The sequence below is a fragment of the Bacteroides sp. AM32-11AC genome, from assembly GCF_003603515.1.
Lineage (GTDB): Bacteria > Bacteroidota > Bacteroidia > Bacteroidales > Bacteroidaceae > Bacteroides > Bacteroides uniformis.
In genome coordinates this window covers 401-22,285 of the sequence record NZ_QTNH01000023.1, presented here as the reverse complement: position 1 = coordinate 22,285, position 21,885 = coordinate 401, and the positions used below count along the sequence as shown (strand labels likewise).

Sequence of the window (21,885 nt, the reverse complement as noted above, 5' to 3'; positions counted from 1 at the left end):
TGTATGGAAAAAAGAGATTACTACGAAGTATTGGAAGTCGAAAAGACAGCAACGGTAGAAGAAATAAAGAAAGCCTATCGCAAGAAAGCCATCCAATATCATCCGGACAAGAATCCGGGCGACAAAACAGCCGAAGAGAAATTCAAGGAAGCGGCAGAGGCATACGACGTACTAAGCAATCCGGACAAGCGTGCCCGCTACGATCAGTTTGGCCATGCCGGACTGGGTGGTGCCGCCGGTAATGGTGGTCCGTTCGGCGGCTTCAGTGGAGGCATGTCCATGGACGACATCTTCTCCATGTTCGGTGACATCTTTGGCGGACACAGTGGAGGTTTCGGCGGTTTTGGAGGTTTCGGCGGAGGCGGTGGAGCACAACAACAACGCCGTTACCGTGGTTCGGACCTGCGTGTCAAGGTGAAACTGAACCTCAAGGAAATCTCTACCGGCGTGGAAAAGAAATTCAAACTGAAGAAATACGTGCCTTGTACCCACTGTCATGGTACGGGAGCCGAAGGTGACGGTGGTTCAGAGACCTGCCCGACTTGTAACGGCAGCGGCACGGTAATCCGTAACCAGCAAACCATACTCGGCACCATGCAGACAAGAACCACCTGCCCGACGTGTGGCGGTGAGGGCAAAATCATCAAGAACAAGTGTAAGGAGTGTGCCGGTGAAGGCATTGTATACGGTGAAGAAGTAGTAACCGTAAAAATTCCGAAAGGCGTTGCAGAAGGTATGCAACTCTCTATGGGAGGAAAAGGAAACGCAGGCAAGCACAACGGCGTGCCGGGAGACCTGCTGATTCTTGTAGAGGAAGAACAAGACCCGAACCTGATACGCGATGAAAACGACTTGATTTACAATCTGCTCCTCAGCTTCCCGACAGCAGCCTTGGGTGGTGCGGTAGAAATTCCCACGATTGATGGAAAGGTGAAAGTAAAAATTGACTCAGGTACGCAACCGGGAAAAGTGCTCCGCCTGCGCGGCAAAGGTTTACCCAACGTGAACGGATACGGCACGGGAGATTTGCTGGTAAATGTCAGCGTATACGTACCCGAAACGCTGAACAAGGATGAGAAGAAGGCGCTGGAGGAGATGGAAGAATCGGATAACTTCAAGCCAAATACTTCGATTAAGGAGAAAATATTCAAGAAGTTCAAGAGTCTGTTCGACTGAAAATATGGTGCATAAAGAAGCCTCCCGGTATACAATAAAAAATATCGGGAGGCTTTCCTATGTTTTTTTATCGGGAAAATGTTAAAGTTCCAACATCCGCTTCATAAAAGCCTTTATTCCTTCCGTATCAGAAGTCTGAGGAGCCCACGAAGCCAAATCCTCTGAGGGTAGAGGCTGATATGGGCCTTTTTTAATTTCAAAAATAACGGTACCTGACTCCAAGGCAATAATACTATGCCATGTATTAGAAGGAATTTCCAGACCATATTTACCTTCCGAAGGATTGAGGCATACCTTATCTGTTACATTACCGGCATCATCATAAAAAAATGCCAGCAGACTTCCACGCAAAACCAGATAAGTTTCTTCCTTACCTGTATGACGGTGAGGAGGAAGATAAGTTCCCGGTTCCAAAGCATTCAGCAACCGATGAATAGGAGCATCCATAGACGCATGAAAATTATAATTCATACGTAAACGGGAGTTCTCCTTAGCTCGTGAAGTAACGGTATCCAGCAGCTCTTCTGTTATCAGCTTCATCATAACTTCAGCAATTGGGCAAACTTGGCAGGAAGTTCTGCTTTGCCCGCCTCAATAGACAAACTTTTTCCTTCATTATCTACTAATATAGCAGCCTTCTGCGAGGAAGCCAATGAGGTAACTTCCGACACATTACCGGCAACAAACAAACATCCGGAAAAAAGAGGAGTAATCACCTTTCGGGTATGCCCTTTCCATTTTACAAACACAGCCTGCATCGGGCAATATGTAGTATATCCCGCAGCATTCAAACGCTGCATCAACTTATGTTCAGACTTGGGTGCTGTGTACAATGCATGCCAGCACATCATATCATTATCCGTCATCATATTGTTTGCTTTTTCCATCCCTTTAATAAATCTTTTACAAATAATATCCATCCCACACTGCCGACACCTGCCAAGAACATGAAGCCGATCAAAATCATCAATTTATTGGGCTTTGCAGGCTTCAAAGGTACCGTAGCCGGCTGGACAACCGTATATACCGGTGTAATCTCCTGCACCTTAGCTCTTGCCATCTGCAATTGTTGAGACACTTGTGTATATACTTGATAGGCTAAATTCATTTCATTCTGTAAACGCTCTTGCTCTGCGCGATAACTCAGCAATATTATATTCTGGTTTGCATCTACAAAATTTGCGTATTTCTTCTGGGCAGACTCATAACTGGCCTTTGCTTCTCCATAAAGTTTTTCGGTAAATGCCAAATCATGACGAGCTTTATTAGTTCGATAATCTGTGATGTAGTTCTGCAGGCAATGCATCACGGTATCCGTCAGCGAAGCAGATATCAAAGGATCCTGCATAGTAACAGACAAGGTTGTCACACCTGTCTTTTTGTCTACGGAAACAGAGATACGTTTACTTAAAGCATCTGCAATGGCAGACTCATCTCTAGTAAGACGAAAAGGATCCAGCTTTGCATCCCCCTCTTCCGGTTCATCCTTAAACAAAGACAATGTCCATCCTAACACCTTAAAAGGAGCGGAGAAAATTGCACTCCACCAAGGAGAACGCTGTTCTTCTTTCAAATAAGCATATAAAGTCGTGTCTACTTTTGCTTTCTGATCCTTGACTTTAACATCGAACAGTTCAATCAGAAAAGGAGTAGAACTTACAATATCAGGATAAAGTTCGGGTGACAAAGCATCTTCACCAGAAGAAGTGCCCAAATTGATACCCGCCATGGCTGCAAGGGCTCCCATACTTCCGCCACCAGATTTACCACCACTCTCCGGAGCCAACGTCACACTTGTAGAATACTCCTTAGGAATACTAAATGCAACAACCAGTCCAACAAGGGCAGCGATACCACACGCCTTAAAAACCAATTTGCGACTAGCCCATACTTTCTGGGCCAGTTCTATCAAATCTATTTCTTGTTCCTCAGGTTGTGGAGAGGTTATGTTTTGTATTTTTTCTTCGCTCATAATTCAAATTACTTAAAGAGATTAACCATAGTCGCAATCATCGCTGCAATAGAAGCTGTCGTACTTCCCATTCCCAGAATTTCAGTGGTAGTCATCTTCCTTTTCTGTTCTTTACTTGGAACAATTATTTCACAACCTGGTTCAATGGCTTTCTTGTTTCCTGCTCTTAAACGAGAAACTGTACCATTCATGTATATTACATAGACCTTGCGTTTCTTGGCGTCATTACCAAAACCACCAGCCTGGTTGATGTAATATTTCAAGCTTTCACCCTTTTTATATAAAACTGTATTCGGATACATTACAGCACCGTTGATTTTCACTGTACTTACGTACTCCGGAACAAATAATACATCTCCCTCGCGAAGCACCATATCAGCATCTGAACCAGGATTTTTCAAGGCCTCTCCCAGATTTATACCTACAGAATAGGTATCGGACAAATCCAATCTTTTTACAGATATGGAATCTCCGCCTCCCGCTTGCGCCATACGCAGAGCATCTTCCTTACGGCGGAATTCTTCTTCGGTCATCCTACGTATAAGACGCGCTCCTTTTATATAAGCATCGGGAGTTACTCCACCAGCCTTAGCTATCAAGTCACTCAAACGTTCATTCTTTTTCGATAGTGCATAATTACCGCTAAAAAGGACTTCTCCACCCACCATAACATTCTGTTGTTTAAAATAGGACGGACTCTTACGAACATAAATTTCATCAAAAGGCTCAAGATGGAAATCCTGGCTTCCTTCTCCCACCAATAAGCCATCTTTCAAATCAAAAGAGAAATTCTGGCCTACTGTAGTACTGAAAGATGTACTCTTCGGATCTTTCATGCGCCGTGCAACTTCAACCTTTGTTGTAGCCGCCGCCTCCAACAAGCCACCAGCCTGCAACACCAAATCCTCTACTGTCATTTTATCAGAATAAAGATATGTACCCGGATTGGTAACTTCACCATGAATGGTAAGTGTAGCTTCTTCCTTCAAGTCATGAATACTTGGAATATATAAAATGTCATTCTTCTGCAAAGGAATATCTGCAGCCGTCCCGTTCAGCAAACCTTTCACATCTACTTGTATAACCTCATGCGACAAGTCTTCAAGTTCACGATCGATTATAGCACGGTTTAAGAATGCATCTCCGCGAAGTCCTTCCGCTTTCTTAATCAGCTGCTTCACTGTATTCATCGTACCGTCCAACTGATACAAACCTTCACGATATACAGCACCGCGGATTTCCACACGATTCTCAAAACGCTGTAAAACGGAATCAACCGTTATCTTATCACCGTCATCTACGCGGAATACGGAATAATCCATCTCATCCACATTATAAATTTGATGCTCACGTCCACTTTTACGGATTATACGTAATGCTTTCTTATAAGCATCACCCGTAAAACCACCTGAATACTTCAATAATGTACCTACGGTTTCAGTGGGTTTCATTTCATAAAACATCGGACGTTTTACCTTACCTAATATCTGTACCAGTGACTGGTAAGGATCCACAAGAATTACATCACCATCCTGCAGACGGATGTCATCCTTCATTTTTCCTTTCATAAGTAAATCATAAACATCCAAATCCGCTATTGTATTTCCATTGCGAATCACTTTAATACTGCGCAAACTACCAATCGGGTTCACACCACCTGCACGATATAAAGCATGAAATACGGAAGCAAATGATGAGAGGGTATAAGTTCCGGGCACCACAACTTCACCCATAACGTTTACTTGAATAGAACGTATTTCTCCTAATGTCAGTTTAACTTGGGTAGACGGAACATTTCCGGTTACTCCAGAATATATTCTGGCAAATTCTTGTTTCAAATAATTATTGGCTTCCTTTACAGTTTTGCCACTCAGATAAACCGGTCCTAAATTATTCACAAGAATACTTCCTTCCGGAGAGATTGTTTGTCGAATCGTTGTTTCAGAAGCTCCCCACACATCAATAATCACCTCGTCACCAGGCCCCAGACGATAATTCTCGGGAGTAGCAACATTCACATTGGGTTCGAAAGTCAAATTATCGTTAGTAAAAATATTATGACCATAAATTTGCGAAGTCGGATCCTCTGTTTCCTTCTCTTGAGACAAGGAACGATTATCCATCATTTGTAAAGAATCCCCTGCAACATCCGTTTGTCTGGCAGAATAAGTTTCCGAAGTTGTACGCAGCCCTTTGACTACGCCACTCATTTCACCACGTTGACGAGAACGCTTCTCATCTTGGGTATTGCTCTGCGGACTTCCAGATTTAGAGTTTTCATACTTTTTCTGAATTCTTTCAACTTGTTCCTTTGTCACTCCCCGCCGCATTAATTCAGTAGTAATCTGCTTTTGATTTTTGCCCATCTGCTGAGCGCTTTTTACATACTGAACAACCTGATCATCTGACATCTGCTGAGCAAAAGCTACCCCTGACAAAGTAAATACCAAAAAGAATAGTGTTATTAATCTACGCATAAGATATTCTGATTAATCTTTTGAGTTCTTGTAATAAATATAAATCGGGCACAAAGGTAATATATTATTTTTATAATATACATTTATTCCACCTCTAAGTTTCAGAAAAAGCATTAAAAAACTGTCACTTTCACGTCTTTTCATCGGGTAGAAGAAAGCGGAAAAATTGGCACTATTTTTTTCATTAGTCCAATCAAAATAGCCTTTTTTTCAGTATAACTATGTTGCACCAAGGCCAGCACTTCTTCCCGCACATGTTCATAATCATCAACAGATGCCTTTTCACGCTTTATTTTTTCACCGATTACAGAATCCAAAAGTCCATCCCCAGGCCCTCCCACAATGTACACTTCTCCCCCATCCCCCATGACTCCCACTTCCAGGGTGAGCATACAAGCTTCAGACAAGGTAATCAAACAATGAGTATTCGTCGGATACACCTCACCCAAACGTACTATGAACATATCAGTTTCCCTTGTGTCGCGTTTCAACCTGCAATCAGATGATTGCACATATATTTCCGCCACACGCTTACTATATTCCATAGCATTCTCCGGATGACGTGCATTAGCAGCAGATATCATAACCATACGGGACACTCTATACTTTGCCGCCAGGTCCGCAATATTCACTGTCCCCGATATATTCGTTTGAATTGCCTCCGATACAAAATCATCCATCAGTTGTACATGCTTATACGCAGCAGAATGAAAAACAAGTTGAGGACGTGTTTCTTCAAATATAGCCTCCATACGCGTACGGTTAGCAACATCTGCAACCAATACACGGACCTCCAGATTCTTCCAATGATCAGACAATTCCAACTGTACATCATACAATGGGGATTCTGCCTGATCTACCAGAATCAACTGATAAGGATTCAGTGTAGCCAACTGGCGAACGATTTCCCTTCCTACAGCTCCCGCCGCTCCCGTAACCATTACTCTACGCCCCTCGATATGGGCCGTAATTTTACGCATGTCAACTTGCACCGGTTCTCTACGGAGCCAATCTTCTATTTGAATGTCCTTTATCAGTCCATCGTCCATACAATCGCTTAAGGGAGGAACGGTCATTACATGAATATCATGAGAGAACAGTTTATCCAGCATTCCGGAATTTTCCAAATCCGACACCTTGCTTGGAGAGATAATGATTGTATCCACTTTCTTTTTCTTTAGACGGTCAAACAGCTGCTCATCATTGGGATATACCCTGCATCCCATCGTATGTTTACCTATCATATCAGGTTCGTCCGAAATAAAGCCACGCAGGCGATAATGATTATTACGACTAACTCTCAAGGATTTTGCAACATTGACTCCAGTCCCATGGAATCCATAAATAAAAACATTCACGCAATGACGTGCATCAAAAGCAATAGCTTCATAAAGCATCTTCACAGCAATGCGCATACAAGCCATCAGAGAGAAGGTGAACATATATGCCATAAACAGAATGCTGTTCGGCAAAGTTTCTCCAAGCCCCGAAACAGACCAACAGTAATTCCCTAAAAACAGTACAGCATAGCTTATCGTAAGACTCCAAAACACACGATAAATATCCACAAAAGAGGAAAAACGGATAACACCCACATAAGTACGGAGAATATGAAAGAAACAGACATTACACAAGACAGCCAAAATGGTCAGCCATACATACAAAGAAATTTCATAAGATACGGACGAAAGCCTATATTGCAAAAAACATGCAGAAAGCATGGAAATCACAACGATAATTACATCTACCAACAACACCGTCCATTTGGACGCTATGCGTGAAGAAAGATATTTATAATAGATTCTTAAATTCATAATCAGTATCAGACTTATTTGCTATAGGACCTACGACAAAGATGCTTCTTTTCGTTTTATTATCCAATTTTTATGGCAATAAAGTTCAGGACATTCAAATAGAAAATTATCCCACTAAAATATTTCTAAAAAAAACAGAGATTCTTTTTGCCTTTTCAAATAAAGATGTACCTTTGCACCCCGTAAACAAAAGCTTATTGCCGCTATAGCTCAGTTGGTAGAGCAACGCATTCGTAACGCGTAGGTCGCCAGTTCAAGTCTGGCTAGCGGCTCGATATTCAAGCACTGATTATCTGGAATAATCAGTGCTTTTTCTTTTCAAGAATCGTTAGAATAAAAAAACGCTCTTCTACCAATATATTTGCATAAAACACAATGCCCTTCCAAACAATTTAATCCATAGCCGCATAATTATCCCAAAGCAAGTAAAGCAAGTTTAAAACAGCACCATCTGATTACAATGATAACTTGAAACATATAGGCACATTATTAAAAACATAATACACCTTATATTATACATAGTAATTCCCAATATTTGCGGCAACTTTTCAATAACCCGATTTTTCAATCTTAAATAAAGGATTGAGGTGATTGAAGAACACAAGCCAAAATCAAAAGGCTACCATAGATTCCTATAACATACTATAAAAAAATGAAAAGAATCAAGTTATTTACAGCGGCTTTGCTGCTGGCGGCTATATCCGCAGGAAACGATGTGTGGGCGCTTTCCGATTCAAGAAAGAAAGACACGCGTCCGGTAAAATCACCCCAATTCTTCAGTGGAAACGCCAACCCGCTGTTGGATTTCATTTTTGTGGCCGACCCGACATCGGTGGAATACAACGGAAGGCTCTATGTGTATGGAACCAATGACACCCAGCAACTGGACAGTGTGGGAAAAGACGGCAAAAACACATACCAATACATCCATTCACTGGTCATGCTGTCCACCGATGACATGGTAAACTGGACTTATCACGGACTGATTGAGGTAAAGGTCCTTTCGCCATGGGGTATAGCCTCATGGGCACCATCCATCGTATCGCGAGTGGAATCGGACGGTAAGACGTATGCTGGTGAACCAGTTCACCCAAGGATTAGGCCACTGCAGGGCTCCTTTCGACCCGGGTGCCGTGATAGATGACGAAGGTACAGGATGGGTTGTCATTCGGCGGAGGCGGAAAGGGGGAAGTCGGCACCGACTACATGCCCGAAGATGCCCGCATTGTCCGCTTGGGCAAAGACCTGATTAGTCTGGACAGCGAGATAGTAGAGATAAAAGCTCCCTATCGTACATGACTTCGCACACGCCGCTCGACACCGACAACTGGCAGTATGTGGACAACTATTTCAAGAATCCCGGAGACTATTCATATGATAAGCACTACGCATTCGACCATCACTACAGATTCTCTCTGAAAAAAGCATGCTCCGACTATGTAGTTTCCAATAAAAAATGTATCTTGCGGAGATTTATTAAATACGATATGAACATGAAACCCTATCTAATCCCCTTCTTTGCAACTGTTGCACTGACCGCAACCGCTCAACAAAAAAACGAGATTACCAGCGTCCTCGAAATACTGGATGTAACTAACGGTAACCGGACCGTCGTAAAAGAATTTCCCTACCGGATTGAAGCTCCCAATTGGACGCCCGACGGGCAATGGCTGCTATACAACAACGACGGAAAGCTTTACCGCCTTTCCCCCACCTCGCCTGCCGAACCGGAACTGATAAACACCGGATTTGCCCAAAACTGCAACAACGACCACGTCCTCTCGGCCGACGGACAGCAGATAGCCATCAGCCACGGGACAAAAGAAGACTATAAATCGCGCATTTATACACTTCCCATCACGGGCGGCACTCCCCGTTTAATAACACCTATGGCTCCCAGCTACCTCCACGGCTGGAGCCCCGACGGCAAAGAGCTTGCCTATTGCGCCGAACGAAACGGCAACTATGACGTCTATACCATCCCGGCGGAAGGAGGTGAAGAAACCCGCCTGACCACTGCCGAAGGTCTGGATGACGGACCGGAATATTCCCCCTGCGGACAATACATCTGGTTCAATTCCGTACGCACCGGACTCATGCAAGTCTGGCACATGAAGGCAGACGGCTCCGAACAGACCCAGATGACCTTTGACGAAACCCGTAACTCCTGGTTCCCCCACATCTCCCCTGACGGAAAATCCGTTGTATTCATCACCTACTACAAAGGTGACCTGGAACCGGGAGAGCACCTGGCAAACAAGAACGTAGAGCTGCGCCTAATGCCCGCAAACGGTGGAGAACCCAAGACATTGTTAAAGCTTTTCGGTGGACAAGGCACCATCAATGTCAACTCATGGGCACCGGACAGCAAACGCATAGCCTTTGTCAGCTATCGAATTAACTGATATGACTTGAGGATTTTCACTCCATTTTTACTAACTTTGCCCGACTAAAGATGCAGTAAAACAAAATGGAAAAGAAAAAGAAGAGAATTATTATCGGAACATTCGTCGCACTGATTCTTATTGGAGCAGCTTGTGCAGGAACGGTATACTACTATCTGTTTGCCCCGCAATTCCATCCGCAAAGGACAGTCTATATCTATATAGACCGCGACGACACCGCCGACTCCATATATAATAAGGTGAAACAACAAGGCCATCCCCGAAGCTTCACCGGCTTCCGCTGGATGGCCCAATACAAGAAATATTCCGAAAACATACACACCGGACGCTACGCCATCCGGCCGGAGGAAAATGTATATCACGTATTCAGCCGTCTGTACCGCGGATATCAAGAACCTATGAACCTTACCGTCGGCAGCGTACGCACACTGGACCGGCTGGCACGCAGCGTAGGTAAACAGCTCATGATAGACTCCGCCGAAATAGCCGGATTGATGAACGACTCCGCATTCCAACAAAAACTGGGATACAACAAAGAGACCCTGCCCTGCCTCTTCATCCCCGAAACCTACCAAGTCTATTGGGACATGAGTGCAGAAGAGTTCTTCGAAAGAATGCAAAAAGAGCACCAGAAGTTCTGGAACCAGGAACGCTTAGACAAAGCCACCGCCATCGGAATGACCCTGACGGAAGTCTGCACCCTCGCCTCCATCGTTGAGGAAGAGACAAACAACAATCCCGAAAAACCAATGGTGGCAGGGCTCTACATCAACCGCCTGCACACCGGCATGCCCCTGCAAGCCGACCCTACCATCAAATTTGCCTTGCAGGACTTCGGCTTGCGGAGAATTACGAATGCCCATCTGGCAGTAGAATCCCCCTACAATACCTATCTCAACACCGGACTACCTCCCGGCCCCATACGCATCCCCTCACCCATCGGGCTGGATGCTGTGCTGAACCATACGAAACACAACTACCTCTACATGTGTGCCAAAGAGGACTTCTCGGGCACCCATAACTTTGCATCCAATTATGCCGAGCACATGAAAAATGCAAGAAAATATTGGAATGCATTAAACGAAAGAAAGATTTTCAAGTAATCTGCTGATAAAATAAAAGCAAAATCCTATATTTGCGTCAAATATTAATCCATGACTAACACTTAAATATTCAGATATGAGCAAGCAACTCTTACTTGGCGATGAAGCCATTGCACAAGCTGCATTAGATGCCGGACTTTCGGGTGTATATGCCTATCCCGGCACTCCTTCTACGGAAATCACCGAATATATTCAGATGGCACCGATTACTGCCGAAAAGAATATCCATAACCGCTGGTGCTCTAACGAGAAAACTGCGATGGAAGCTGCCCTGGGCATGTCCTTTGCAGGTAAGCGTTCATTGGTGTGCATGAAGCACGTGGGTATGAACGTAGCTGCCGACTGTTTCATCAACTCTGCCATTACCGGCATAAAAGGTGGTCTGATAGTCATTGCTGCCGACGACCCCAGCATGCACTCCTCACAAAACGAGCAAGACAGCCGCTTCTATGGCGACTTCTCCCTCATCCCGATGTACGAACCAAGCAACCAGCAGGAAGCATACGACATGGTGTACAACGGATTCAACTTCTCCGAACAGACCGGCGAACCCATCCTGATGCGCATGGTTACGCGCCTGGCACACTCCCGTTCCGGCGTAGAGCGCAAGGAGCAACAACCGCAGAATGAGATTTCCTTCAGCGAAGACCCGCGTCAGTTCATCCTCCTGCCGGGTAATGCACGCAAACGTTACAAAGCATTGCTGCAACGCCAGGACGAATTTATCAAAGCTTCTGAAAACTCCGCTTACAACAAATATACCGACGGCCCCAACAAAAAGCTGGGTATCGTGGCATGCGGCATCGGCTACAACTACCTGATGGAGAACTATCCCGAAGGTTGCGAATATCCGGTACTGAAAATCGGACAATACCCGTTGCCCAAGAAACAGCTGATGCAGCTGGTAGAAGCATGTGACGAGATTCTGGTACTGGAAGACGGACAACCGTTCGTAGAAAAACAGCTAAAAGGCTATCTGGGCATCGGCATCAAAGTAAAAGGCCGTTTGGACGGCACTCTTTCACAAGACGGAGAGCTGAACCCGGACAGCGTGGCACGTGCCGTAGGCAAGGAGAACAAGGCTGAATTCAGCGTTCCTTCTTTGGTAGAGATGCGCCCGCCCGCTTTGTGCGAGGGTTGCGGCCATCGCGACATGTACACGGTGCTGACCCAAGTATTGAAAGAAGAATATCCCACTTATAAGGTGTTCAGCGACATTGGTTGCTACACGCTGGGAGCCAATGCCCCATTCAACGCCATTAACTCTTGCGTGGATATGGGCGCCTCCATCACCATGGCGAAGGGTGCTTCGGATGCCGGCCTGCATCCTGCCGTAGCCGTCATCGGCGACTCCACCTTCACCCACTCGGGCATGACGGGACTGCTGGATTGCGTCAACGAAAACGCCGACGTCACCATCGTCATCTCCGACAACGAAACCACCGCCATGACCGGAGGACAAGACTCTGCCGGCACCGGACGTCTGGAAGCCATCTGCGCCGGCATCGGTGTAGCTCCCGAACACATCCGCGTCGTAGTGCCCTTGAAGAAGAACTACGAAGAGATGAAGCAAATCATCCGGGAAGAAATCGAGTACCACGGCGTATCCGTCATCATCCCCCGCAGAGAATGTATCCAAACATTAGCACGCAAAAAAAGAAACAAGTAAAGCCATGAAAAAAGACATCATACTTTCCGGCGTAGGAGGACAAGGTATCCTCTCCATCGCCACCGTAATAGGCAAAGCAGCCCTCAAGGACGGACTCTACATGAAGCAGGCAGAAGTACACGGCATGAGCCAGCGAGGCGGCGACGTGCAGTCCAACCTGCGCATCAGCGACCAACCTATCGCTTCGGACCTCATCCCCACAGGAAAATGCGACCTCATCATCTCCCTGGAACCGATGGAGGCGCTGCGCTACCTCCCCTACCTCAGCCCCGAAGGTTGGCTGGTGACCAATGAAGCCCCCTTCATCAACATTCCCAACTATCCGGCAGAGGAAGACATCAAGGCTGAAATCAACAAGCTGCCGCATAAAATCATGCTGAACGTAAACGAAGTGGCAAAAGAAGTCGGCTCTCCCCGTGTAGCGAACATCGTACTGCTGGGTGCCACCATCCCCTTCCTCGGCATCGACTATGCAAAGGTGCAAGACAGCATCCGCGAAATCTTCCAACGCAAGGGTGACGCCATTGTAGAGCTGAACCTCAAAGCGTTGGCTGCCGGCAAAGAGATTGCTGAAAAACTGATGTAAACTATAATTGACTCTAAATTTCAACATACCATGAATAACAAATACTGGGAAGAAGAGATTGAAACGATGCCCCGTGAGCAGTTGCGCGAACTGCAACTGCAACGGTTAAAAAAGACTGTCAGCATTGCCGCCAACTCTCCTTATTATAAAAAGGTATTCCAAGAGCATGGCATCACTGCCGACAGCATCCGGTCTATAGAAGACATACGTAAGATACCGTTTACTACCAAGGCCGATATGCGCGCCAATTATCCTTTTGGATTAGTAGCAGGCGATATGCGTGAGGACGGAGTACGTATCCATTCTTCCAGTGGCACTACGGGCACGCCGACGGTCATCGTACACTCCCAACACGATTTGGACTCTTGGGCTAACTTAGTGGCACGCTGCCTCTATATGGTAGGTATCCGTAAGACGGATGTTTTCCAAAACAGCTCCGGTTACGGCATGTTCACCGGAGGACTGGGCTTTCAGTATGGAGCCGAACGTCTGGGTGCGCTGACTGTTCCTGCCGCTGCCGGAAACAGCAAGCGTCAGATAAAGTTCATCACCGACTTCAAGACCACTGCCCTGCATGCCATTCCCAGCTATGCCATCCGCTTGGCAGAGGTATTCCAGGAAGAAGGGATGGACCCCGCCGGCACAAGTCTGAAAACGCTTGTTATCGGTGCCGAACCCCACACAGACGAGCAACGCAGAAAGATTGAACGCATGCTTGGCGTCAAAGCCTATAACAGCTTTGGTATGACTGAAATGAACGGTCCCGGCGTAGCCTTCGAGTGCACCGAACAAGACGGCATGCACTTCTGGGAAGATTGCTACCTGGTCGAAATCATTAACCCGGAAACCGGCGAACCCGTACCGGAAGGTGAAATCGGCGAACTGGTACTGACAACGCTGGACAGAGAGATGATGCCCCTCATCCGCTACCGTACACGCGACCTTACCCGCATCCTGCCCGGCAAGTGCCCTTGCGGACGTACCCACATCCGTATAGACCGCATCAAAGGCCGTAGCGACGATATGTTCATCATCAAGGGAGTCAATATCTTCCCCATGCAGGTGGAAAAGGTGCTGGTACAATTCCCCGAATTGGGCAGCAATTACCTCATCACGCTCGAAACGGTCAATAACCAGGATGAGATAATTGTGGAAGTTGAACTTAGCGACCTCTCTACTGACAATTACATCGAGCTACAAAAGATTAGCAAAGCCATTACCCGCCAGCTGAAAGACGAGATTCTGGTAACTCCGAAGTTACGGTTGGTAAAGAAAGGTTCCTTGCCGCAGAGCGAAGGAAAAGCCGTCAGGGTAAAAGACTTACGGGACAACAAATAAACTTAAAAAAACTCTTTTCAAAACAGACCATCTGTTCACCCGATACAGATGGTCTGTCTTGTATAAACACATCATCTATCTTCCCTTGACACATCATCTGTTTCAGCATCACGTATCATCGTTTCACAATCACCCACATCCGCATAAAACGAAAGAGGAACGGTTATCCAAACAGATTACCGTTCCTCTTTTATAGAAAGCCGCACCGATGATGTGATGAAACTCCGTATGACATGATTTGAGTGCTCCTCCTCTTTGTAATCCACCGACTCAAGAGTTACCCCGAAGGGCGTGGCCCGCCATTGAGAAGCGAAGCTTGTCTCGGTATTTCATAAAAATTGATGAGTTTCCCGATCCAATCAATGCGGCTATTTTTTCTATAACAAAGGTAATGAGTTTCTATGAAAGAAACAAGTAAAAGCAGTAAATTGTTTCAAGTCCTTTTCAAGTTTTAACCCCTCCCCGGAGTATCAGAAAACAAAAAGTGCTGACTACCAAAAGAGTAATCAGCACCTCGTAATTTATCTGCTAACTGTTTTTATGCAGCCTTCGCTTTAGCAACGATAGCCTTGAAAGCTTCCGGATGGTTCATCGCTAAATCAGCCAACACTTTGCGGTTGATTTCGATACCAGCTTTGTGCAAAGCGCCCATCAGCTTAGAGTAAGACATACCTTCCAGACGAGCGGCAGCGTTGATACGCTGAATCCACAAAGCACGGAAGTTTCTCTTCTTGTTCTTACGGTCACGGAACGCATAGGTCAAACCTTTTTCCCAAGTATTCTTGGCAACAGTCCAAACGTTCTTTCTTGCACCAAAGTAACCTCTGGTCAATTTCAAAATTTTCTTTCTTCTTGCTTTAGAAGCAACATGATTTACTGATCTTGGCATAGTTTTACTTGTTTTTGAATGTTAGCGCCGTTACTTCACGCAGCGGACTTAAAGCTAATGCATTCGGTTAATAACTTTAATACTTTTGTACGCTTTTCAATTACTTCATTGCTAAGAGCTCTTTCACCTGGCTTACATCTGTTGTACTAACAAGTGTAGAGTAGCACAAGTTTCTTTTCTGCTTCTTAGTTTTCTTAGTCAGGATGTGACTATGAAAAGCGTGCTTTCTTTTGATTTTACCTGTTCCGGTAAGAGTAAATCTCTTTTTAGAACCGGAGTTAGTCTTCATCTTTGGCATCTTTTTTAAACTTTTTAATTATTAAATTATATGGCAACGCACTATACCTATGGCGTTACTCACTTCTTTATTCTTCTTCGGTTTCAGCCGACGCAGCCTTTGGCGCATCTTCTGCAGGCTTGGGAGCCGCGCTCTTCTTAGGTGCCGCCACTTTCTTCGGAGAGAGCTGGATTGTCATTCTCTTTCCTTCCAAAACCGGCATTTGGTCTACCTTCGCATAGTCTTCCAAATCATTGGCAAAACGGAGCAGCAACACTTCACCTTGCTCTTTGAACAAGATAGAACGGCCTTTAAAGAATACGTAGGCTTTCACCTTATCGCCATCTTCCAAAAAGCCTTTGGCATGCTTCAACTTGAAGTTATAATCATGGTCATCAGTCTGAGGTCCAAAACGTATTTCCTTCACGTTCACCTTCACCTGCTTTGCCTTTTGTTCTTTCTGACGCTTCTTTAACTGATAAAGAAATTTAGAATAATCAATAATACGACAAACAGGGGGTTGTGCATTTGGAGAAATCTCCACGAGATCCGCTTCATGTTCTTCAGCAAGTCTTAAAGCCTGCGCTATCGGATACACTTTTGGTTCTACTTCATCGCCCACTATGCGGACTTCTTTGGCCCGGATTTGTTCGTTAATCCGATGTTGCCCTTTTAAGCTGTCATTCTTCATTAAATAACGTTTACTTCCAGTTTGTTTCTTATTTACTATTCCCAAATTAATGTTTTTGTTAAGTAAAAGCGAACTTTAGAACATCTAATATATGCTATGCTTCTACAATTGGGCGCAAAGTTACCATTTATTTATCATATTCTGAACTTCTTCGTTCATTTTTTTGGCAAATTCTTCAAATTTCATGGTTCCTTTATCACCTTCTCCCTGCTTGCGGACAGCAACTTCCTTGTTTTCAGCCTCCTTTTCACCTACAACCAGCATGTACGGAATACGCTTCATCTCATTGTCACGAATCTTACGACCAATCTTTTCATTGCGCTCATCCACAATGGCACGGATGTCATATCGCTTCAAGTATTGTTTCACTTCATGCGCATAGTCGTTGAACTTCTCGCTGATAGGCAGGATGGCAACCTGGTCGGGAGTCAGCCACAACGGGAACTTACCGGCCGTATGCTCAATAAGCACAGCCACGAAGCGTTCCATGGAGCCGAACGGAGCACGGTGAACCATTACGGGACGGTGCTTCTGATTGTCGGCACCGGTATATTCCAGCTGGAAACGTTCCGGCAGGTTGTAGTCCACCTGGATGGTACCCAGCTGCCAACGGCGACCGATGGCATCCTTCACCATGAAGTCCAATTTAGGACCATAGAAAGCGGCTTCTCCATATTCTATTTTTGCCTTCAGACCCTTTTCTTCACAAGCTTCGATGATGGCTCGTTCTGCTTTTTCCCAGTTCTCGTCGCTACCGATATATTTTTCGCGGTTCACCTTGTCGCGCAAGGAAATCTGTGCCTCGAAGTTCTCGAAGTCCATAGATTCGAACACGATGGAGATAATGTCCATTACACGGAGGAACTCATCCTTCACCTGGTCCGGACGGCAGAAGATATGCGCATCATCCTGCGTAAAGCTACGTACACGTGTCAAACCGTGCAACTCGCCACTCTGCTCGTAACGGCAAACCGTACCGAACTCTGCCAAACGTAAAGGCAGGTCTTTGTAAGAACGGGGTGAGTTCTTGTAAATCATACAGTGGTGAGGACAGTTCATCGGTTTCAAGAAGTATTCCTCTCCTTCTTCCGGTGTGTGGATGGGCTGGAAGGAGTCCTTACCATATTTTGCATAGTGTCCGGAAGTGATGTAAAGCAATTTGTTGCCGATGGGCGGACACATTACTTCCTGATAATCGTAACGGGCCTGAATGCGGCGCAAGAAGTCCTGCAAGCGGATACGCAGTGCAGTACCTTTGGGTAGCCACATCGGGAGCCCCTTACCTACGGTGTCAGAAAACATGAACAAGTCCATCTCCTTACCGATTTTGCGGTGGTCACGCTTCTTGGCTTCTTCCAGCAGAACAAGATACTCATCCAGCATCTTCTTCTTCGGGAAGGTGATACCATAGATACGGGTCATCATCTTACGGTCCTCCTGTCCACGCCAATAAGCACCGGCAACGGAAGTCAGCTTGATAGCTTTGATAGGCGCTGTGGTCATCAAGTGAGGGCCACGGCACAAGTCGGTAAATGCACCCTGCGTATAAGTTGTGATGTGGCCGTCTTCCAATTCGGAAATCAGCTCGCATTTATAAGTTTCTCCACGGTCACCGAACATCTTCAAAGCATCCGCCTTGGCAATGTCTTGTCTGACAACCGCTTCTTTCTTAGCCACCAGTTCAGCCATCTTTTTCTCAATGGCTGGCAGGTCAGCTTCCTTGATAGTCGTGTCACCCGGGTCCACATCATAGTAGAAACCGTTTTCGATAGCAGGACCTATACCGAACTGGATGCCCGGATAGAGTTCCTGCAAAGCTTCGGCCAGCAAGTGGGCACTGGTATGCCAAAAGGCATGCTTACCCTGCTCATCCTCCCATTTATAAAGAACCACTTCAGCGTCTTGCATGATAGGACGCCCCAAATCATAAATTTCTCCGTTCACGCCACAAGCCAGCACGTCTTGTGCCAATCGCGAACTGATGCTTTCTGCAATCTGCAGTCCCGTTACTCCTTCGTTATATTCACGAACAGAGCCGTCTGGAAATGTTATCTTTATCATAGTTTATATGTATATTTCATTTTTCAGAACGCAAAAATAGCTAATTCTTTTTGATATTCTATTTTTTAGCAAAAAAATGTTATTCCCGTGTATCTGTAAACCTCTTTATGATATTATAGGCCGAGACAATGCCCAACTCTCCGGCTTTACTCAAATCGGCAATACCTTGTTTGTTATTCCCCAGGAAGATGTGCGTCAACCCACGGTTAAAGTATGCTTCAGCAAAATCGGGACTCAGCTCAATCGCCTTGTCATAATCCGCCAAGGCGGCACGGTAATCCTTCAGTAACGAAGACACATTGCCACGGTTATAATAGCCATAGACAAAATCAGGAGCCAATAGAATAACGTGGTCCAGGTCATTCTTCACAACTTCATAATCGATGGCCGTCACTTCTGGCTTCTTCATTTCCGTTGTACCCGAAGTGGCGCCTTCACTCATTGTGGCTTCGGCCTTTTTATATTCCAGTTGCTTATAACGCACCAAAGCACGCATAAAGTATGCCGGAAAGAAAGTGTCGTCCAACAAGATACTCTTTGTAAAGTCATCTATGGAACTGGCAAAATCCTGAACCAGATAGAAGTCCAGACCTCTCATGAAACGTTTCTTGGCGTTCTTCTCGTCAGCCACCACATCAGACGTATGAGCGTCTATCAAAGCAAAGTGGAAGCGTACTTGTTCCTCCGTCAGCGGAGCTTCCATATTGGTGATGCGCAGTGGCTTCGGGAACAGTTTCGAATGGTTCAGTTCCTCAATATACTTATGATAATGTACGATACGTTTCACATCGCTCAGTTTCTCATAATAAGTCAAAGCATACATCGGCTCAAGCTTGATGGTCACATTTCGGTCTTGTACACGTCCGCGATAATCGCTCTTATAACGCTGGTCAACTTCCGAATCGTCCGCTATTACAATTTTCCGATAATTTTCCATGTTCTTGTCGGATTTCTTACGGGTCTTCCCGCCATCTCCATTGGAGTTTTCCGAGGAATTATCCGCAACATCCTTACTGTCGTCACCTTCCTTTTTGTCACCAGAAGAAACACCGTTACGCTTGTCTATCTGCATCTTCATGATTTTGAACTCATCCTGCTCGGCTCCCTTATGGTCGCCAATCTTTTTACGGGCTTCGGCACGCTGATAATAGCCGGCCATAAAGTTAGGATATTCTGCAATCACTTTGGAATAGTCACTGATAGCTCCCCGGTAATCCCCCGTCTGCGCACGTAACAAACCACGATTGAAGGTGGCCATCATGTTATCCGGTTCCATCTTCAACACAAAATCAAAATCCTCTATTGCCCGGTTGTCATCGCCCACCTGGGCACGCAGCAAACCGCGGTTGTAGTGCCCGAGAAAATTATTCGGATCAATATCCAAAGCCAAATCATAGTCACTCATGGCGCCTCTCAAATTATTCTGATGGAAACGCGCCAAGGCACGGTTGATATAGTTACCGGCATTCTTTGCACTCAGATGGATAGACTGGTCCAAATCAGCTTCAGCCTCTTTATACTTCCCCTGCTGGAGGCGTACAATGGCTCTTGCCCCCCATCCATCCGGGTCATAACGGTCCATATCGATGGCTTTGTCAAAATCACGCAAAGCTTGTATCGTATCGTTCTGTTTCAGGGAGACTTCCCCGCGCATCAGATAAGCACGTGTATATCTGGGGGCAATTGTCAGAAGCGTACCCAAATCTTCCTTAGCCGCCTTATAATCTTCTTTCTGAATATGGCAAAGGGAAAGATTATGCCAAAGCACCACATTCTCCGGGTCGTATTTGATGGCAGTTTTATAATCTTCAATCGCCTCGTCAAACTTGTTCTGACGGATACGTGCCAATCCTCTGATTTGGTAAGCACCTACCACAAAAGGGTTCCGCTGAATCGCAGCATCACAATCACTCTCCGCTCCCTGATAGTCATCCAAATTGATTTTTGCCAGTCCACGGAAGAAATAAGGCTCATATAAATAAGGTTTCGCGTTGATTACTTGATTAAAATATTGGATAGAAAGCACGTAATCCTCAAAATACAATGCATTCCGAGCAATGGTCATCACCCGTTCCGTATTGATTTGTGCATACAACAATGTGGGTAACAGCAAAATAGCCGTCAGTATTTTTTTTATCATCTTGTTTTATAAATGCTTGTAAACGAAACAAAAGTAACGTTTTTCGTTTACTTGTCGGGATTAGCGGAACACTTTTTATATTTTTTGAGCCTTTTATACCATATTATATGGTTAAACTTATTTCTTTACGGTTTTCACCTTATAAGTGCAGTGTGCCTTGCCTTTCAACATGGCATTCAGTTTTCCTTTAATCATCTGCTTGCGTAACGGAGACAAATGGTCGATGAACATCTTTCCTTCCAGATGGTCGAACTCGTGCTGCATCACGCGTGCCAGGTAACCTTCGATAATCTCATCGTGCGGTTCCAAGTTCTCGTCCAGGTATTGCACGCGTATTTTGTTGCCACGCTTCACTGATTCATGAATTCCTGGAAGGCTCAAGCAACCCTCGTCCATAGAAACTTCCTCACCGGACACTTCCAGAATATGGGCATTGATATACGCCTTGCGGAAATCTTTATATTCTGGCAAATCATCAGACAAGACATCCAGATTAATGGTTACTACGCGGATAGGCAAACCTATTTGCGGTGCAGCAAGTCCCACACCTTCAGCATTGTCCATCGTTTCAAACATATTCTCAATAAGTTCTTTCAAATTCGGATAGTCCGGGGCAATATCCTCTGCTACCTTTCTCAATACGGGCTGGCCGTACACATAAATGGGTAAAATCATTTCCTTTACTACAAATTACTAATTACAAATTACTTTCTATACATTATAAAAAAGAGAAACGTTTGTTCTCTAAATAAGTTTGCAGAATAATAGTTGCACTGATTTCATCCACCAGCGCTTTGTTTTGGCGGTCCTTCTTTTTCAATCCGGCCTCAAGCATCGTCCGATGAGCCAGAACAGAAGTAAAACGCTCGTCTACATATTCAACCGGCATGTCAGGCAGTTTCTTCTTCAGCGAACGGACAAAAGGTTCGATATTCTTCATATTTTCCGAAGCCTCATTGTTCATCTGCTTAGGAAAGCCTACCAAGATACGCTCTACCGGCTCCTTAGCCACATAATCAAGAAGAAACTGCAACAATTGGTGTGTAGGCACAGTTGTCAGTCCATTCGCAATCATCTGCAATGTATCACTCACGGCTATTCCCGTGCGTTTCCGACCGTAGTCTATGGCTATTATTCTACTCATAATGGGCTACAAAATTACGATTAAAATTTGAATTCCGCCGTTAATCTTACATATATAATACAGAAAAAGGGATGTCTGATAGTATCAAACATCCCCTCCTCTGATTTTTTCACTAATTATTTCAAATGAATTTTGTATGTCAA

The 21,885-nt window shown here is 45.2% G+C and carries 20 protein-coding genes and 1 tRNA gene; 9 read left to right on the top strand and 12 right to left on the bottom strand.

The genetic code is table 11. The annotated features are described in order from the left end of the window. The first annotated feature begins 3 nt into the window (after positions 1-3). Positions 4-1,176, top strand: coding sequence for a molecular chaperone DnaJ (gene dnaJ, locus DW800_RS19000; protein ID WP_035448062.1), 1,173 nt, complete (start codon positions 4-6; stop codon positions 1,174-1,176). 81 nt (positions 1,177-1,257) lie between these two features. Here the strand turns inward: dnaJ and DW800_RS18995 are convergent, their stop codons facing one another. The 5 genes from DW800_RS18995 to DW800_RS18975 all read right to left on the bottom strand — a co-directional run bounded on the left by DW800_RS18995 (position 1,258) and on the right by DW800_RS18975 (position 7,439). Beyond that, on the bottom strand, positions 1,258-1,719 hold the full coding sequence (locus DW800_RS18995; protein ID WP_009036853.1) for a WbuC family cupin fold metalloprotein: 462 nt from the start codon (positions 1,717-1,719) through the stop codon (positions 1,258-1,260). Continuing rightward, complete coding sequence (locus DW800_RS18990) at positions 1,716-2,063, bottom strand: UpxY family transcription antiterminator (protein ID WP_005827910.1); 348 nt, start codon at positions 2,061-2,063, stop codon at positions 1,716-1,718. Before DW800_RS18990 ends, DW800_RS18995 begins: the two co-directional genes overlap by 4 nt. After that, positions 2,042-3,148 carry a Wzz/FepE/Etk N-terminal domain-containing protein gene (locus DW800_RS18985; RefSeq protein WP_044468719.1) on the bottom strand — a complete coding sequence of 369 codons (1,107 nt, stop codon included), beginning with the start codon at positions 3,146-3,148 and terminating at the stop codon, positions 2,042-2,044. The genes DW800_RS18990 and DW800_RS18985 overlap by 22 nt, the downstream gene beginning before the upstream one ends. 8 nt (positions 3,149-3,156) lie before the next feature. Further along, on the bottom strand, positions 3,157-5,625 hold the full coding sequence (locus tag DW800_RS18980; protein WP_117866191.1) for an SLBB domain-containing protein: 2,469 nt from the start codon (positions 5,623-5,625) through the stop codon (positions 3,157-3,159). 140 nt (positions 5,626-5,765) lie between these two features. Beyond that, positions 5,766-7,439: an SDR family NAD(P)-dependent oxidoreductase gene (locus tag DW800_RS18975; RefSeq protein ID WP_117681626.1), complete on the bottom strand. Its 1,674-nt coding sequence runs from the start codon at positions 7,437-7,439 to the stop codon at positions 5,766-5,768. Between the two features lie 199 nt (positions 7,440-7,638). On the opposite strand from DW800_RS18975, the gene DW800_RS18970 reads away from it, so the two are divergent. From DW800_RS18970 to DW800_RS18940, 8 genes are all read left to right on the top strand, one after another. Then, a tRNA-Thr gene (locus DW800_RS18970) sits at positions 7,639-7,711 on the top strand. Positions 7,712-8,091: 380 nt separating this feature from the next. Continuing rightward, the gene (locus DW800_RS20000; protein WP_229103257.1) at positions 8,092-8,583 is read left to right on the top strand and encodes a hypothetical protein; all 492 of its coding nucleotides are present in this window, start codon (positions 8,092-8,094) and stop codon (positions 8,581-8,583) included. Beyond that, positions 8,580-8,738 (top strand): hypothetical protein, encoded by a 159-nt coding sequence (locus tag DW800_RS19765; RefSeq protein ID WP_165859505.1) that lies wholly within the window; start codon positions 8,580-8,582, stop codon positions 8,736-8,738. The genes DW800_RS20000 and DW800_RS19765 overlap by 4 nt, the downstream gene beginning before the upstream one ends. Positions 8,739-8,932: 194 nt before the next feature. Next, entirely contained in the window at positions 8,933-9,844 is a 912-nt protein-coding gene (locus tag DW800_RS18960; protein ID WP_117681632.1) for a TolB family protein, read from the top strand. 65 nt (positions 9,845-9,909) lie between these two features. Beyond that, the gene (mltG, locus tag DW800_RS18955) at positions 9,910-10,947 is read left to right on the top strand and encodes an endolytic transglycosylase MltG (RefSeq protein ID WP_117681625.1); all 1,038 of its coding nucleotides are present in this window, start codon (positions 9,910-9,912) and stop codon (positions 10,945-10,947) included. 76 nt (positions 10,948-11,023) lie between these two features. Continuing rightward, positions 11,024-12,616 carry a thiamine pyrophosphate-dependent enzyme gene (locus DW800_RS18950; RefSeq protein ID WP_119958274.1) on the top strand — a complete coding sequence of 531 codons (1,593 nt, stop codon included), beginning with the start codon at positions 11,024-11,026 and terminating at the stop codon, positions 12,614-12,616. Between the two features lie 4 nt (positions 12,617-12,620). Further along, the gene (locus tag DW800_RS18945) at positions 12,621-13,202 is read left to right on the top strand and encodes an indolepyruvate oxidoreductase subunit beta (protein WP_009036846.1); all 582 of its coding nucleotides are present in this window, start codon (positions 12,621-12,623) and stop codon (positions 13,200-13,202) included. A gap of 30 nt (positions 13,203-13,232) precedes the next feature. After that, positions 13,233-14,540, top strand: coding sequence for a phenylacetate--CoA ligase (locus tag DW800_RS18940; RefSeq protein ID WP_035448046.1), 1,308 nt, complete (start codon positions 13,233-13,235; stop codon positions 14,538-14,540). Between the two features lie 538 nt (positions 14,541-15,078). Here the strand turns inward: DW800_RS18940 and rplT are convergent. From rplT to ruvX, 7 genes are all read right to left on the bottom strand, one after another. Then, positions 15,079-15,429, bottom strand: a complete 351-nt coding sequence (gene rplT / locus DW800_RS18935; protein ID WP_004289896.1) for a 50S ribosomal protein L20 — start codon at positions 15,427-15,429, stop codon at positions 15,079-15,081. Between the two features lie 100 nt (positions 15,430-15,529). Next, positions 15,530-15,727, bottom strand: coding sequence for a 50S ribosomal protein L35 (rpmI, locus tag DW800_RS18930; protein ID WP_005827880.1), 198 nt, complete (start codon positions 15,725-15,727; stop codon positions 15,530-15,532). 67 nt (positions 15,728-15,794) lie between these two features. Then, positions 15,795-16,397, bottom strand: coding sequence for a translation initiation factor IF-3 (gene infC / locus DW800_RS18925; RefSeq protein ID WP_005827878.1), 603 nt, complete (start codon positions 16,395-16,397; stop codon positions 15,795-15,797). A gap of 120 nt (positions 16,398-16,517) precedes the next feature. Next, positions 16,518-18,458 carry a threonine--tRNA ligase gene (thrS, locus tag DW800_RS18920; protein ID WP_117703611.1) on the bottom strand — a complete coding sequence of 647 codons (1,941 nt, stop codon included), beginning with the start codon at positions 18,456-18,458 and terminating at the stop codon, positions 16,518-16,520. 79 nt (positions 18,459-18,537) lie between these two features. Beyond that, positions 18,538-20,598 carry a tetratricopeptide repeat protein gene (locus DW800_RS18915; protein ID WP_117703610.1) on the bottom strand — a complete coding sequence of 687 codons (2,061 nt, stop codon included), beginning with the start codon at positions 20,596-20,598 and terminating at the stop codon, positions 18,538-18,540. A 117-nt stretch (positions 20,599-20,715) separates the two neighbouring features. Beyond that, the gene (gene def / locus DW800_RS18910; RefSeq protein WP_005827872.1) at positions 20,716-21,273 is read right to left on the bottom strand and encodes a peptide deformylase; all 558 of its coding nucleotides are present in this window, start codon (positions 21,271-21,273) and stop codon (positions 20,716-20,718) included. Positions 21,274-21,316: 43 nt separating this feature from the next. Further along, positions 21,317-21,742 carry a Holliday junction resolvase RuvX gene (gene ruvX / locus DW800_RS18905; RefSeq protein ID WP_005836066.1) on the bottom strand — a complete coding sequence of 142 codons (426 nt, stop codon included), beginning with the start codon at positions 21,740-21,742 and terminating at the stop codon, positions 21,317-21,319. Positions 21,743-21,885: the final 143 nt, after the last annotated feature.

Excerpts from the sequence above, each read along its gene's own strand:
- thrS (WP_117703611.1), bottom strand. The coding sequence starts at position 18,458 with ATGATAAAGATAACATTTCCAGACGGCTCTGTTCGTGAATATAACGAA.
- DW800_RS18960 (WP_117681632.1), top strand. The coding sequence starts at position 8,933 with ATGAAACCCTATCTAATCCCCTTCTTTGCAACTGTTGCACTGACCGCA.
- DW800_RS18950 (WP_119958274.1), top strand. The coding sequence starts at position 11,024 with ATGAGCAAGCAACTCTTACTTGGCGATGAAGCCATTGCACAAGCTGCA.
- DW800_RS18975 (WP_117681626.1), bottom strand. The coding sequence starts at position 7,439 with ATGAATTTAAGAATCTATTATAAATATCTTTCTTCACGCATAGCGTCC.
- DW800_RS18985 (WP_044468719.1), bottom strand. The coding sequence starts at position 3,148 with ATGAGCGAAGAAAAAATACAAAACATAACCTCTCCACAACCTGAGGAA.
- infC (WP_005827878.1), bottom strand. The coding sequence starts at position 16,397 with ATGAAGAATGACAGCTTAAAAGGGCAACATCGGATTAACGAACAAATC.
- DW800_RS18945 (WP_009036846.1), top strand. The coding sequence starts at position 12,621 with ATGAAAAAAGACATCATACTTTCCGGCGTAGGAGGACAAGGTATCCTC.
- dnaJ (WP_035448062.1), top strand. The coding sequence starts at position 4 with ATGGAAAAAAGAGATTACTACGAAGTATTGGAAGTCGAAAAGACAGCA.
- DW800_RS18990 (WP_005827910.1), bottom strand. The coding sequence starts at position 2,063 with ATGGAAAAAGCAAACAATATGATGACGGATAATGATATGATGTGCTGG.
- DW800_RS18940 (WP_035448046.1), top strand. The coding sequence starts at position 13,233 with ATGAATAACAAATACTGGGAAGAAGAGATTGAAACGATGCCCCGTGAG.
- rplT (WP_004289896.1), bottom strand. The coding sequence starts at position 15,429 with ATGCCAAGATCAGTAAATCATGTTGCTTCTAAAGCAAGAAGAAAGAAA.
- ruvX (WP_005836066.1), bottom strand. The coding sequence starts at position 21,742 with ATGAGTAGAATAATAGCCATAGACTACGGTCGGAAACGCACGGGAATA.
- def (WP_005827872.1), bottom strand. The coding sequence starts at position 21,273 with ATGATTTTACCCATTTATGTGTACGGCCAGCCCGTATTGAGAAAGGTA.
- DW800_RS19765 (WP_165859505.1), top strand. The coding sequence starts at position 8,580 with ATGACGAAGGTACAGGATGGGTTGTCATTCGGCGGAGGCGGAAAGGGG.
- DW800_RS18915 (WP_117703610.1), bottom strand. The coding sequence starts at position 20,598 with ATGATAAAAAAAATACTGACGGCTATTTTGCTGTTACCCACATTGTTG.
- DW800_RS20000 (WP_229103257.1), top strand. The coding sequence starts at position 8,092 with ATGAAAAGAATCAAGTTATTTACAGCGGCTTTGCTGCTGGCGGCTATA.
- DW800_RS18995 (WP_009036853.1), bottom strand. The coding sequence starts at position 1,719 with ATGATGAAGCTGATAACAGAAGAGCTGCTGGATACCGTTACTTCACGA.
- DW800_RS18980 (WP_117866191.1), bottom strand. The coding sequence starts at position 5,625 with ATGCGTAGATTAATAACACTATTCTTTTTGGTATTTACTTTGTCAGGG.
- mltG (WP_117681625.1), top strand. The coding sequence starts at position 9,910 with ATGGAAAAGAAAAAGAAGAGAATTATTATCGGAACATTCGTCGCACTG.
- rpmI (WP_005827880.1), bottom strand. The coding sequence starts at position 15,727 with ATGCCAAAGATGAAGACTAACTCCGGTTCTAAAAAGAGATTTACTCTT.